10 protein-coding genes are annotated in these 13,346 nt (G+C 49.4%); 6 read left to right on the top strand and 4 right to left on the bottom strand.

The window, feature by feature from the left end; genetic code table 11:
• Positions 1-3: 3 nt before the first annotated feature.
• The 4 genes from PsAD13_RS15380 to dctP form a co-directional block, all read right to left on the bottom strand.
• Positions 4-444: a universal stress protein gene (locus PsAD13_RS15380; protein ID WP_063318704.1), complete on the bottom strand. Its 441-nt coding sequence runs from the start codon at positions 442-444 to the stop codon at positions 4-6.
• 13 nt (positions 445-457) lie between these two features.
• Positions 458-1,744 (bottom strand): TRAP transporter large permease, encoded by a 1,287-nt coding sequence (locus tag PsAD13_RS15375; RefSeq protein WP_063289781.1) that lies wholly within the window; start codon positions 1,742-1,744, stop codon positions 458-460.
• Positions 1,745-1,755: 11 nt separating this feature from the next.
• Positions 1,756-2,319 (bottom strand): TRAP transporter small permease, encoded by a 564-nt coding sequence (locus PsAD13_RS15370; RefSeq protein WP_063318703.1) that lies wholly within the window; start codon positions 2,317-2,319, stop codon positions 1,756-1,758.
• Between the two features lie 78 nt (positions 2,320-2,397).
• Positions 2,398-3,417: a TRAP transporter substrate-binding protein DctP gene (gene dctP / locus PsAD13_RS15365; protein WP_063318702.1), complete on the bottom strand. Its 1,020-nt coding sequence runs from the start codon at positions 3,415-3,417 to the stop codon at positions 2,398-2,400.
• A gap of 307 nt (positions 3,418-3,724) precedes the next feature.
• On the opposite strand from dctP, the gene PsAD13_RS15360 reads away from it, so the two are divergent.
• From PsAD13_RS15360 to PsAD13_RS15330, 6 genes are all read left to right on the top strand, one after another.
• On the top strand, positions 3,725-4,909 hold the full coding sequence (locus tag PsAD13_RS15360; RefSeq protein ID WP_063318701.1) for a M24 family metallopeptidase: 1,185 nt from the start codon (positions 3,725-3,727) through the stop codon (positions 4,907-4,909).
• Between the two features lie 103 nt (positions 4,910-5,012).
• Positions 5,013-5,711: a GntR family transcriptional regulator gene (locus PsAD13_RS15355; RefSeq protein ID WP_244275171.1), complete on the top strand. Its 699-nt coding sequence runs from the start codon at positions 5,013-5,015 to the stop codon at positions 5,709-5,711.
• A gap of 574 nt (positions 5,712-6,285) precedes the next feature.
• The gene (locus PsAD13_RS15350; protein ID WP_063318700.1) at positions 6,286-7,947 is read left to right on the top strand and encodes an acetolactate synthase large subunit; all 1,662 of its coding nucleotides are present in this window, start codon (positions 6,286-6,288) and stop codon (positions 7,945-7,947) included.
• On the top strand, positions 7,944-9,329 hold the full coding sequence (locus PsAD13_RS15345; RefSeq protein ID WP_063318699.1) for an aldehyde dehydrogenase family protein: 1,386 nt from the start codon (positions 7,944-7,946) through the stop codon (positions 9,327-9,329). Before PsAD13_RS15350 ends, PsAD13_RS15345 begins: the two co-directional genes overlap by 4 nt.
• Positions 9,330-9,743: 414 nt before the next feature.
• Complete coding sequence (locus PsAD13_RS15340) at positions 9,744-11,738, top strand: BCCT family transporter (RefSeq protein WP_063292032.1); 1,995 nt, start codon at positions 9,744-9,746, stop codon at positions 11,736-11,738.
• A gap of 803 nt (positions 11,739-12,541) precedes the next feature.
• Positions 12,542-12,808: a DDE-type integrase/transposase/recombinase gene (locus PsAD13_RS15330; protein WP_084404729.1), complete on the top strand. Its 267-nt coding sequence runs from the start codon at positions 12,542-12,544 to the stop codon at positions 12,806-12,808.
• The last annotated feature ends 538 nt before the right edge of the window (positions 12,809-13,346 follow it).

The raw sequence follows: 13,346 nt of genomic DNA, 5'->3' as shown, positions 1-13,346 counted from the left end.
CTCCTAAACAACAAGGACCGGGCATTCCGCCAAGCCTGTTACCTTGTGAGAGACACTGCCAAGCAAATATCCTTCGAGTGAACCCAACCCTCTGCTCCCCAAAACAATCACATCGTTTTGGTGTTCTCTTGCAAAGCCCACAATCGTACGGGCTGTTGGGCCGGATTTGGCAAAAGCGCGGATGTTTGCACACCCGGCATTCAGGGCAAGTTGCTTCCCCTGCTCTGCCACTTCACGAGCGTGATTGCGCATCACATCATCCACGCTCTCATTTTCATCCGGGCGCACGATTGCGAAGGATGCTTCCAACATTGAATGATGTTTGTAAACGGTCAGAAGAGAGAGCGGGATGTTGCCGCAAACAGTCGCCAATTCAACGGCCTTGAGCAGTGCTCGCTCCGCCCCTTTAGACCCATCAAATGGAACAAGGATAGATTTGAACATCGGGTATTCCTTGTTACTTGGCAAAAGCTAAGTCGCGCAGAAAGAGCGCAATTTGTGGGAAAAAGATCAGAGCAATGGCGACTCCAACCAACATCAGGATAAACGGTGGCGTCCCGCGGATAACCTCAGCATACGGTCGCTTGAACACTGCGATGGCCGTGAAGATGTCACACCCAAATGGCGGCGTTGCTGAGCCTATGGCGACCTGCAATGTGATGATCGTGCCAACCAACACCGGATCCAAACCAACAGCCTTAACAACTGGCGCAAAAATGGGTACCAGCACCAGAATAACGACGATTGGGTCGACAAACATACAGCCAACAAAAAATGCCGCTGAGATGACAAACAGGATACCCATTGCACCCATGTCAGAAATGCCAATCGCAGTCAGGATTTCCTGCGGGACCTGAGCGAATGAAATGATCCAGGAAAATGCTGCGCCTGCGCCGACCAGAATGAACACCACTGCGGTAATTAAACCGGTTGATTGAGCTGTCTTGTAAACATCAGTCAAAGTCATAGAGCGGAACACAAAGACTTCCAGAACCAAAGCGTAAAGCACACACACTGCGGCCGCTTCTGTAGGGCTGAAGATGCCGCCATAAATGCCACCAATAATGATTACCGGAAAACCTAACGGCCACAGCGCCTGCCGGACTGCGGTCAACCGCTCGCGCCAACTGGCTTTAGGCTCAGTTGGGACTTGGTTACGGACAGCGTAAATGTAGCTGTAGATTGAAAACAAAACGAGGATGAGCAGTCCCGGCCCGATGCCTGCGATAAACAATTCTGCAATAGATGTATTTGAAACAACGCCATAAATGATCATTCCAATTGATGGTGGGATCAGAAAAGCAATGTCACTGGCATTGACGATGAGCGCCAGAATGAAGCTGTCTTTGTAACCGGCCTTCAGCATACGTGGACGCAAGGGCGATCCAATAGCCACAACGGTTGCCTGTGTGGACCCTGAGACTGCGCCAAACATTGTGCAGGCCATTGCTGTCGAGATGGCAAGACCACCGCGCACGTGGCCCGTAAAGGCCATAACCAAATCAATCAGGCGGCCTGCGGACTGTCCCCGTGTCATGATATCTGCTGCAAAAATGAACATGGGCACAGCAATGAGAGATGCAGGCCGAATACCTGCAACCATTTGCTGGATCATGGTTTCCATTTGCCCGAAATCACCGAACATCATCAAAAAACCAATGAAGCTCCCGACGATCAAAGGGATCATCATAGGAAACCCAAGAAGAAGAAGAGTAATCATCGAAAGGAATATTGTTGCTGCCATAATACTATCTTTCAGACCTCGATTTCATCTTCTTCATAACCCTCAAGCATGTGGGTCGAGAGATAGATATCGGGAGCAGTCAAGTTCTTGATGGCAGTGAGCAGGTACTGTGTTCCCGTCATGAAAAAACCGAAGGGCACCCAAACCAATATCACCCAAACAGGAATTTGCAGTGCAGGTAACACCCGGCCACGAGAGGCCTGTGTTTCAATGTAGTTGATTGAGTAATAACAGAGCAGGAACAGAAAAATTGCGGTCACCAGCGAGATCAGGACCATCAGAATCTTACGATAGCCAGGAGACAAGCCGTCATAAATGGCACTCATACGGATGTGGCGCCCATGCCGTGCTGCATAACTGATACCAGCGAACGTGATCAGAATAATCAAGATACGGTTCAGTTCCTCGGAAAAGAAGATGGAATTTCCAAGCACAAAACGCCCGATTACATTGGCGATCGTGTTTGCTGCCATCAAAAGAACGCCGACTGCAAGCAAGGCGGATTCAATCCGACTGATCGCTTGGTCGATAACACCCAAAAAGCCTGGCAAGTTTGATTGTGTCTGATCACTCATTCCACCGTCCTGCATTACATGAGGCGTGTAAGGCGAGGAGTGCTCGCCCTACATATCTTGCGCGATAACAACTGACTGTTAGTCTGCAGTCGCGGCCAGATCGGCTTTCATTTGTGCAATGATTGCAGCGCCGCTATCACCTGTCATCTCGATGAAGGTCTTTTCAACCTCAGCCGCGGCTGCCTTGAAACATCTACGCTCATCTTCGGTCAGAACAGTGACTTTCATCTCTGGCTTGGCTTCCATGATCTTAGCAAGCTCAGTTTCAGCGGCTTGTTGCTGATAGACGACGGTATGGTCATATGCAGCAGCTGCTGCCTTTTCCACCAGGTCCTTATCTTCTGCGCTTAAGCCATCAAAGAAATCTTTGTTTGCCATCACCGCGGTGGTGAAATTGTTGTGCCCCGCATACGTGATGTAATCGGTGACCTCATAGATCTTGGTCGAATAGAGGAAGAAAGTCGGGTTCTCCTGCCCCTGAATAAGGTTGGTTTGCAACCCACCATAAACCTCGCCCCATGGCAGTGGTGTCGGGCTCGCACCAAATGCACGATAGCTCTCAACCAGCAGTGGGTTGGTCATTACGCGAAACTTGACTTCATTCAGATCAGCACATGTTTTCACCGGCTTCTTGGTGGTCATTGCCACCTCGCCCTCGGGGAACATGTTCAGCAGTTCAAGGCCTTTTTCAGCATAGAGCGGCTTGAACATGTCATTGATCGCCTTGCTTTCCCGGTAGAAGCGAGCGAGATGCTTTTGATCTGTAGGAAGGAGATAAGGCACAAAGAACACTTGTGCTTCCGGTATCAAAGCGCCGGTGAAGCCTGGAGACTGATCAACAAACTGCAAGATGCCATCTTGCGTCTGTTCCATGATATCAGCAGACTCGCCAAGCGTTCCATAAGGGAACAGCTGGATTTCATGATCAGAGTTTGCTTCAATTTCTGCTTTGAACTTTTGAGCATACACGCCCTGAACATCAGTCATGGCTTCTTCAAAAGCATATCGCCATGTATCAGCCTGCACTGCTCCGGTTGCAGCGAGAACCAATCCCACCGCTGCGCAAGATTGTAACGCCCGTTTAAAGATACCTGTCATTAATTCCTCCCCCAAAATCATCATGATGAATATCTGTTTTACTCGGCATCTTGCGCGCCGTTTCCAGTGAATGCCTGTGACTGTTCATAGGAACTGCCACGTCGGCAGGTTTGCTATGCAACCTCAAACCTACGTGCAAATACTTGATGTACACAACATGATCGATATTTCAGTATAGTCAATAATAAAATTACCCACATAGCTACATTTTGCTAATTTTAATGCTGGTAAATTTGATTTATTTGATTGATCTTATTGTCGCTAGTTATTGTTGTGTACAAATATAATTTTGACAAGGGAGGGCGACATGGGCCTAGAAAATGCTCCATTCAGCAAAACAGAATACGATCGGCGCATTGCTCTGACCCGCAGTGCCATGATGCAGGCCGGGGTTGAGGTCTTGTTTGTGACTGATCCATCGAACCAGGCTTGGTTGACGGGCTATGACGGCTGGTCATTTTACGTGCATCAAGGCGTAATCCTGCCACTGGAGGGAGATCCGTTGTGGTGGGGCCGGATTCAGGATGCAAATGGGGCGCTGCGAACTGTTTGGATGGATGACGACCATGTGCTTGGCTATGCAGATCGCTACATCCAGTCAACAACCTGCCATCCTATGGAGGATCTGGCATCACACCTTGAAGCAAGAGGCTACTCCACATCCCGCATCGGCGTGGAGATGGAAAACTATTATTACTCCGCCAAAGCACATGCGGTTTTGTTTTCAGAGCTCCCCAATGCAGTGCCTGTTGATGCAACGGCGCTGGTCAACTGGCAGCGCGGTGTTAAATCAGAAGAAGAACTTGTTTTCATTCGAAAAGCAGCAGTCATCTCGGACAAAATTATCAGGATTGCACTGGATAAAGCTGAACCTGGGATGAGGAAGAATGAGCTGGTTGCGGATATAAGCCACGCCGGGATTACTGGTGTTGGAGATGACTGGGGAGACTATCCTGCCATTGTGCCTCTGACACCATCTGGAAGGGATGCGACAGCACCTCATCTGACCTGGAACGGCAACCAAATGCGAACTGGAGAGATTACTTTCTTTGAACTCTCCGGTTGCTACCGGCGTTATCACGCCCCACTGTGCCGCTCAGTCTTTCTTGGCAAACCTCCACAATCGATGGTCGACGCCTCGATGGCCCTGACAGAAGGATTGGAAGCTGGCCTGGAGGCGGCCAAAGCTGGAAACCGCGCCTGTGATATAGCCAATGCACTCAACGATGCACTCGCCAAAGTCGGCATTGATCGTGGAGGACGTTGCGGTTACCCGATTGGTTTGAGCTATCCACCTGATTGGGGCGAGCGCACTCTCTCGCTTCGACCTACGGATGAAACAGTTTTGTTGCCCGGAATGACCTTTCATTTCATGCCAGGCCTTTGGCTGGATGACTGGGGGCTGGAGACCACGGAGACAATCGTCATCACCGAGGCAGGCCCGGCCCAAGCTCTTTGCAATGTTGAGCGCAAACTCTTCATAAAAGACTGATTTATAAATACGTCAGGCCAAACAACTAGTGTGCCAAGGGATCAATAGCTTTGCCCTTGGCACTATGAGTATATACAACGAGAACACGAGAAAAGAGTGATCGGTGAACATCTTGGATCTGGCGAATATCGACTATAGCGCACGCGACCGGTTTGACCGGATGTATGATGAAATTAGGGATCGTATCTGCCTGTTGGATTACGCGCCCGGAAAACGACTTTCTGAAACAGAACTGGCGGAAGAATTCGGTGTGAGCCGGACACCATTGCGCCGGGTGCTGGTTCGCCTGGAAAGCGAAGGCCTGCTGCGCTCAGTTCATGGTGTCGGTACCTTTGTAACGGACGTGGACATCAAGGAGCTGGAGCAAACCTATCTGTTGCGCATGGAACTGGCGGAACTCAGCGGAAAATTGTCACCAGCACCTCCCACAAAGGAGATACTATCTGAGTTTGAGGCTTTGACTGCCCGCGCCAAAGAACTGCAGACAAACCCAAATGCCCGCGAGTTCTCGATCCTGATCATGGACTTCTTCCTCACCATCCTCAAGCTCACAGATAACGGACCTTTGCGCGAGATATCGGAGAGGCTCTACATGCAGACAACCCGCATCTGGCTCAAGTCTCTATTTGCATCCGTCATCGATTTGACAGACGAAGTTATCATCTTCAACCGGGAAATGGACGACATCCTGACAGCGTTAAAGCTGGGAGACCTGAAAGCCGTCTCCCTCATCCAAAAAGCCCACATCTCCATGAGCTTCACCCGCATGAGAATCTCTTACCAAAACGTTGAAGACAAGTAGGGCAACAGACGTACTTGCCTCTCTTATCCTACAACGACCGTCAGAATGAAACAGCTGTTAACTATTGACACCAAAGGCATGCCTTAGGAAAACAAGCTACATTAAATAGACTACGCAGTAAGATGGTCGCAACCTACGAACGAATAACCGTTAAGTCCGTTGATAACCTTAATCCAATATTGCGAATGATCTTCGCAGTGCATCCAATCTTGAAGCTGACAGAAGCAGAACTTAAATAATACTCAATAATCTAAAAATAAATAGTTGCCCATCGGTATACCAATCAAATGATTTTAGCTACGGATTGATGTGACTGCTGACGCATTCTCTCAAGAATGCTCAACTTGAAGGTTCACTTATTATAAAACATTGGAGCAAACACAAGTGTATGTACCGAACCTGAACCAAAATCCTGCTACTTAGTAGTCCTTTTGTTTGACGGAGAACCAACCGCCAAAAGATATCCCTACGGAAACTTCAAATATCAGCATACTGCCTTTACTAATTTCTGATCTCATAGAGAGAATATAAGCCTGAAGTTCTAAAGCAAAGCGTTGACTGAACAGGAGATCCCATGCCTGACTCTCATGCCCCGATGAAAGCTTCTGATCGTCTTGTAGCTGCACTGGAAGCGGAAGGTGTTGAATACGTCTTTGCTGTTCCTGGTGAGGAAAACCTTGACGTTCTTGAATCCCTTCGTACCTCTACAATTGAACTGGTGTTGAACCGACATGAGCAAGGTGCGGCCTTTATGGCTGCCACTTATGGGCGCTTGACTGGCAAAGCGGGCGTCTGCATGGCGACGCTAGGACCTGGCGCGACCAACTTTGCGACCCCGGCGGCCTATGCTTTTCTGGGCGGCATGCCTTTGATCATGATCACCGGGCAAAAGCCGATCAAGAAGTCCAAGCAAGGGCAATTTCAGATCATTGACATTGTCAGTTTGTTTGAGCCGATCTGTAAGATGTCCAAGGCGATTGTCCATGGCAATACCATCCCTGCCCTGATCCGTGAGGCTTTCCGCGTGGCGGAAGAGGAGCGCCCCGGCGCGGTCTTGTTGGAGCTGCCTGAAGATATTGCTGTTGAAGAAACTGATGAAGCTGTCTTGCACCCTCATCCCCGTTACTACGCGGTCGCAGATGATACGGTGCTGAATGAAGCAGCTGAGATGATCCGCAATGCAAAAATGCCGTTGTTGTTGCTCGGAGCTGGAGCAAACCGTAAGGACGCTCACTCCATACTCAAGGCTTTCGCCGAAAAGACCCAGATTCCGTTTTTCAACACTCAGATGGGCAAAGGCGTCATTGATGAGCGCTCAGACCTGTTCCTTGGTACTGCTGCGCTCTCTGATGGAGACTATTTGCACTGCGCAATTGCACGGGCTGATCTGATCATCAATGTGGGTCATGACGTTGTCGAAAAACCGCCGTTCTTCATGGAACATGGCGGCACTAAAGTGATCCATATGAACTACAAGGCTGCGCAGGTTGATCAGGTGTACTTCCCTCAGGTTGAGGTGGTAGGAGATCTTGCCCGGTCCGTTGCACGGCTTGGCGATATTCTGGGTGGTCCGCTGGACTTTGATCGCAGTTATTTCCAGCGCATCAAAAAAGAGACAGACCTACACACCTCTGAAGGTGGTGATGTTGCGCGTTTTCCGGTTATCCCACAACGGGTGGTCGCTGATACACGCAGGGTGATGGGTGATTTCGATATTATTGCGCTCGACAACGGGATCTACAAGATCTGGTACGCCCGCAACTACAAGGCTCATCAACCCAATACAGTGCTTTTAGACAACGCATTGGCGACAATGGGCGCTGGCCTACCTTCAGCTATGATGGCAGCCAAGCTTTATCCTGATCGCCGTGTTATGGCGATCTGCGGTGATGGCGGTTTTATGATGAATAGTCAGGAGTTGGAAACGGCTGTTCGGTTGAAACTCAATTTGGTGGTCACTGTTTTGGATGACCGGTCTTACGGTATGATCCGCTGGAAGCAGGCTCATGCAGGGTTTGAAGACTGGGGCTTGCAGTTTGGCAACCCTAACTTTGTCGAGTATGCGAACAGTTATGGTGCTACTGGCCACAGGATTACCCGCACAGAAGACCTGCTGCCAACCTTTGAAGCGGCCTTTACTGCTGGCGGGGTCCATCTGGTTGATATTCCCGTTGATTACAGCGAAAACCAGCGGGTTTTGATTGATGAGCTTGCAGCCAAGGTGTGCCTGATATGAGCAAGACACTGGATGTCGTCAATCCGTTCAACCTGAAATGCATCGGCAGTGTGAAGACCAGTGAATGGGGACAGGTCGATGCATTTCTGGAGACTGCGCATAGTCTCTTTCGTCAGCGTGATGAGTGGCTTCCTGCTTTTCAACGAATTGCCATCCTGAAGAAAACAGCTCAGCTCATGGAGGCTCGTTTTGACGAGTTGGCGTTCCAGATCGCCAACGAAGGTGGTAAGCCACTGGTTGATGCCCGTGTGGAAGTGATGCGCGCCATTGATGGTGTAGAACTTTGCGTACACGAGGTTGGCCAAATGACTGGCCGCGAAATTCCGATGGACTTGACAGAAGCTGGATCAGGTCGCATCGCGTTTACCCAGCGCGAGCCGATTGGTGTGGTCGTGGCTGCGAGCGCTTTCAACCACCCACTCAACCTGATTGTGCATCAGGTGGCACCGGCGGTGGCCACAGGCTGTCCGGTTATCATCAAACCAGCTCCTGATACACCATTGTCCTGTTTGGCTTTTATAGGCATGTTACATGAGGCCGGATTGCCTGCAGATTGGTGCCGTGCCGTTGTTTGTAATAACGAAGTGGCTGAGCAGATGATCACTGATCAGCGGGTTGGGTTCTTCTCGTTTATTGGTTCTGCACGTGTTGGCTGGATGCTTCGCTCAAAGCTGACACCAGGTGCGCGCTGCGCTTTGGAACATGGCGGAGCTGCGCCAGTCATTGTCAGCGACGACGCCCATATCGACGACATGATCCCTCTTTTAATCAAGGGTGGCTTTTATCACTCTGGTCAGGTCTGTGTTTCTGTCCAGCGTGTATTTGCTCCTCCCTCTAAAGCGCAGGAGATCGCACAAAAGCTGGCAGAGGCTGCCAAACTGCTGAAAGTGGGTGATGCGACTGATGCGACAACGGATTGCGGTCCTCTGATCCGGCCTGGTGAGGTGGACCGGGTTGAGGAATGGGTGAATGAGGCTATCGATGGAGGAGCCGAGTTGCTGGCAGGCGGAAAACGCCTGGGCCCGACAATCTATGCCCCCACCGTGTTGCTGAATCCACCCGCTAATGTTCGCGTTTCGCAACAGGAAATTTTTGGTCCGGTGATTTGCGTCTACAGCATTGATAGTATTGCAGAGGCTATTGAGACTGCAAACAGCCTGCCCTTTGCGTTTCAGGCCGCTGTTTTCACTCAAAGCTTAGAGACAGCCTTCCAAGCCGTCCGGCGTCTCGATGCCACTGCCGTCATGGTCAACGACCATACCGCCTTTCGTGTGGATTGGATGCCCTTTGCTGGTCGTCGCCAGTCTGGCTACAACACCGGGGGTATCGGCTACACCATGCACGACATGACACAAGACAAAATGGCAGTCATCCGACTTTGATGTTCCCTACAGAGTTGAACTAAGCATTTCAAAGCCCAGTCGCGATCAGATATCTCGTTTTATGCTGTTTTGAGCCGGGCTCTCAGGCGAAACAGTTGAGTTTGACAGCGCTGCTCTACAGCTCAGCACGAGCACTCTTAACTTAAATCTACAAGCCTTTGAAATTAAAAAAGAATACGTACTTTCAGGTGCGACATAAAAGCTATTGCCACTTGGTGAAGGCAGGAGTAAATGCTCGGCCCCAGCTTTGGTCATTCGAAGCATATATATTTGTTTTGCTTAGAACCATCCTGAGTTGGACACATTGTTTTAAGAGGCCGTCTACACAACTGAGATAGCTTTGCTTTGAAAAATGCAGTCCTCGTCACTCGTGCGCCCTTTTTTTGCATTTTTCGGCGCTTGTTGAAGCACGTGATGAGAATAAAGCACAAGTTTAATCCTCCTGTTTTTATCAGCTCCATATCGCTGATTTTTCTGCTCCTAATTACAGCAGTCATCTGGCCGGAAGGCTCTCAGAGGTTTTACAGCAACATTCAGGATTGGATCGAAACTAATACTGGTTGGCTCTATATTCTGGCAGTTGCGATTTTTCTGCTGTTCATCCTTTTCATCATGGTGAGCCGGTTTGGTGATATCAAACTGGGACCTGACCATGCTGAGCCCGATTACGCCTACAAAAGCTGGTTCGCCATGCTGTTTTCAGCAGGTATGGGCATTGGACTGGTTTTCTTCGGTGTCGCAGAGCCGATCATGCATTTCATGTCTCCACCCGACATGGAAGGGCAAACCATTGAGGCTGCTCGTGAGGCAATGAAGATCACCATGTTCCACTGGGGTCTGCATGCCTGGGCAATCTATGGTGTGGTGGCCCTCTCATTGGCGTATTTCACCTACCGCCACCAATTGCCTTTGTTGCCGCGGTCCGCGCTCTATCCTCTGTTTGGAGAGAAGATCTACGGTCCGATCGGCCATGCGGTTGATACATTTGCGGTATTAGGCACTTTGTTCGGTGTATCCACCTCGCTTGGTTATGGTGCTTTTCAGGTGAATGCTGGCCTGAACTATCTGTTTGACGTCCCTGTTTCGACAACCTCACAAATCATTCTGATCGTACTCATCTCCAGCATGGCAACGGCTTCGGTTTTTTCCGGCCTTGATCGAGGTGTGAAGCGTCTTTCTGAAACAAACCTCATTCTGGCTGTTTGCATTATGGTGCTGGTCCTGATTGTTGGGCCAACCGTGACATTGCTGCAGACTGTTGTGCAAAATGCAGGCGCATATATGGGGGACCTGATCCATAAGACCTTCAACCTTTACGCCTATGACCGAAAAGATGACTGGCTGGGCGGTTGGACTCTGCTTTATTGGGGCTGGTGGATCTCGTGGTCACCTTTTGTAGGCACCTTTATCGCACGCGTTTCCCGTGGTCGTTCCATCCGTGAATTCCTCGTTGGTCTGCTGTTTGTGCCAACAGGGTTCAGCCTGATCTGGTTCACGATCTTTGGGAACACAGGTATTGATCTGATCCTCAATGGAGGGGCAGATAGCCTTGCTGAAGCCGTTTCTACTGATGTGTCTCTGGCTCTCTTCAAGTTCTTTGAGTACATGCCATTTTCATCTGTACTCTCCATGCTGGGCGTTGTGTTGGTGGTGGTTTTCTTTGTAACCTCCTCCGACTCCGGGTCTTTGGTTATTGACAGTTTGACCTCTGGCGGCGACATCAACTCCCCTGTCTGGCAGCGTGTATTTTGGGCTGTTCTACAGGGCGTTGTTGCGATTGTGTTGTTATCGGCAGGTGGGCTGGGAGCTTTACAAACTGCGACGATTGCCAGTGCGCTCCCCTTCCTCATTGTTATGCTGCTGATGTGCTTTGGCCTTTACAAAGCCTTGCAGGATGATGCTTTGCGCACCAAAAACCTGCAAATGCACCACACCACAGTGCAGTACACAAAAAGCACCGTGGATTGGAGGCAGCGCATCGGAACATTGACTGAAAACGCGACCTTAAAAGACGCACGACATTTTATGGGTACTATTGGCAAGCCTGCTCTGGAAAAGGTGCAGGCGGAATTTGAGACACGCGGTTTCAAAGCCACACTGACCGGTACCAAGAACTATCGATTGACCATCGAACAGTCTGAAGAAACGGTCTTTGTGTATGGCCTGCGAAAACGGTACTTCACAACCGCTTTGGCAATTGGCCCGGGTCACCTCATTGACGAAGATGAAAATGAGGACGAGACCGAAGAGGAAGGCACCAACTACTACCGCGTCGAGGTGTTCCTTGCCCAAGGCGGTCAGGAGTACGACGTGCTTGGCTATACCGAGGAACAGTTGATAGCAGACGTGGTCACACAATACGAACGCTTCATGCAGTACCTGCACTTGTCACAATCCGAGTTGCTTTGATACCATTGTTGGCTGTTAGGTTATCCGCAGGAGTTTATGCAACGATCATCGATACGTTCACATTTAAAAAATAGCTATAATCAAAAATGTGTCTCAACTGATACTTGGAGGCTCATCTATGTCTCCAAGTACATTGAGTTTTCGAAGCTATCTTAGAGTGTTGTGTGTTCCGCAAACGGAACACACAACACCGGCATCACCTTACTTCCCCAACACAGGAGATGACGCACTTCATGAGACCTTGGCAGCGGCAACAGGCGCGCGATAAAGACAAGTATGAATCGAGATAGAGAGAACGATGATCGTTGCCCGATGTTTTTTTGCCTTGCCAGCTATCACAAGCCTTATTGACGGACTGGGATACATCAGATGTACCCTAAATTTGGAAGTTATTGCGAAAGCTGGGCTGATCCTTAACAACTCCGAGTTGACGGAAGCCGTATTTCCTCAGAGCATGCCATATGCATCCCGGCCTCAGATAATCAGCGAAGTCGTTGCCCCTGCACCGATTGCACTGCAGACAGAAACACATAGTATTATCTGAAGAAACAACAGCACTGACAGATCTTGAACTCGCACAACTAAGTTTGAAAGAGCACAGAAGCTCTGTGCGATCAGAAGTAATAGTCAAAGTGTGCTCGATGATGCCTGCGCTCTACTTTAGACATCAAAAGCGAAAGTATGACTGATATTATCTTTATCTATTTTATGTTACCACAACAATTGGAATTCACCCTGAATTCCGGACAATTGAGTATACTAACTTGGATTGTTTTGTACCAAACACCATCTGACTTGCTGAGATCACCTACTGTGTCACCGAGGAAGGTTGGCGGTCTGTGGTCGACATTAAGGATATAGCAACACGGGAAATTGTCGGCTGGGCTATGGACAAGTATATGAAGGCAAGCCTGCTCAGTGATGTTTGCAACATAGCTCTGGCAAGGCGCAGAGTGACTATCGGTCTTATTCAGCATAGCGACCTCGAGTCGCCATCTCGCTCCGAGGAGTATCGCAAGCTGTGGCGTGAAACTGGCGTCAGACAATCCATGTGTCGCTTGGGCAAGTGACTTGATAATGCTCTCATGGAGAGCTTTTTTGCCTCTATGAAGAAAGTGCTCATCCAGCGCTTGATATTCTAGTCAATGTAGCAGGCAAAAGCAGCGATCTTTGAATACATTGAGGTTGTTCCACAGCCGCCGACGCCAACATTCGGCAATAAACTACAATTCACATTGTTAGGCATATGAACAAAGGGCTAGGAAAATGGCGGCATAACTACTTTAATCAAACTGCCCGGAAACTGGGACAAACTCCAGTTTAGACAACACTCATGGAAACGTTCTCGGTTCCTTGAGAACTCATGGTGTCGATATTTATGTCACAACAATTTGACAAGTTAAAAAGGAAACCAAGCTACAAGTAGTCTCAAAGTCTTTGGTTGTAATACATAAGTATTCTCTACGTAAGTAGGCGTGTACAAGTTGACCGTGGGGGAACAAACTGGGTGCTGAAGGTGGCTTGTGTGGGAGTCGTTGGAGGATCTTGTGATAGCTCAGTTCCGGCATTGGGAACTGACGCAACGCTTTCTTGTTGAAGTGGGGCGGG

This window comes from Pseudovibrio sp. Ad13, assembly GCF_001623225.1.
Lineage (GTDB): Bacteria > Pseudomonadota > Alphaproteobacteria > Rhizobiales > Stappiaceae > Pseudovibrio.
Note: the sequence above shows the minus strand (reverse complement) of the source record. Positions and strands in the feature narration are given on the sequence as shown.